Annotated in this window: 1 protein-coding gene; it reads right to left on the bottom strand. The window is 40.5% G+C overall.

Going from position 1 to position 1,098, the window contains the following annotated elements; all coding sequences use genetic code 11:
- Positions 1 to 301 precede the first annotated feature (301 nt).
- Positions 302 to 1,098 (bottom strand): sigma 54-interacting transcriptional regulator (locus C1642_RS13695; protein WP_171304709.1); only part of this gene is annotated, 797 nt, incomplete at its 5' end.

Below are 1,098 nucleotides of genomic sequence, written 5' to 3' on the forward strand. Positions count from 1 at the left end.
TGTGACTCAAGGACTGGATCATGCATAAAATTTAATAACGACGGCTAACACTGCTTATCTAGTATAGCAAATCTATCTTTAACGATGGTCATTGGTATGTTTTTAGGTCATCTGGTAAACAATAAGTAGAGCATAGTTTTGGGGAAAATATAGAAAATATAATGATTTATGTAGAAATTTAGAATTTTTTGATCATGTAACTGTATGTTCACATTTTAGTTTGGCAGTTAATTCCGTTTTAAATAGTCATAAAGAAAAGCGGCTAAATTAAATTAGCCGCTTTTTGATTTTTACTTCGGTGTTAAGCTTCTGACAATGTTGCTTTATGTTCGTCCTCATCATCGTCATCAGCAGAATCCATGCCCAGCTCTTTTAACTTTCTGGTTAGGGTGTTACGACCCCAACCTAATAGCTCGGCTGCATGACGTTTGCGCCCACGAGTTTGCTGTAGTGCCGCATTAATCAAGGTGCGCTCAAACATTGGAGTAGCAATGTCTAAAATCTTCATTTCACCATTTTTAAGTTTTTGAATTGCCCATTGGCTTAGTAGCTCATCCCAATGGTGCAAAGAAATACGTTCAAAAGATGGTGCTGGCTGACTAGTCTCACTACTTTTTTGGAGTGGAACCTGTTTAAGCTCAGAAGGTAAATCTTCCGGATAAACCTCACGGCCAGTAATCATGACGGTTAACCAACGGCAGGTATTCTCAAGCTGACGAACATTACCAGGCCAAGGTAATTGTTGCATATAGTCCGTTGTTTCAGTGCGTAAAATCTTTGGACTTACACCTAGCTCTTTACCCGCGCGAGCCAAGAAATGTTGAGCCAGCATAGGGATGTCTTCACTGCGATGCGCAAGCTTCGGAATATGAATTCGAATAACATTTAGACGGTGGTATAAGTCTTCACGGAAACGACCTTCATTCACCAGTTTTTCTAAGTCTTGATGGGTTGCCGCGACAATTCTGACATCTACTTTAACCGGTATATGACCACCAACTCGGTAAAACTCACCATCTGCGAGCACACGTAACAATCGAGTCTGGGTTTCAAATGGCATGTCACCAATTTCATCAAGGAAGAGAGTTCCACCATTGG

The sequence above is a fragment of the Acinetobacter sp. AKBS16 genome (genome assembly GCF_002899995.1).
Classification (GTDB): Bacteria; Pseudomonadota; Gammaproteobacteria; order Pseudomonadales; family Moraxellaceae; genus Acinetobacter; species Acinetobacter baumannii.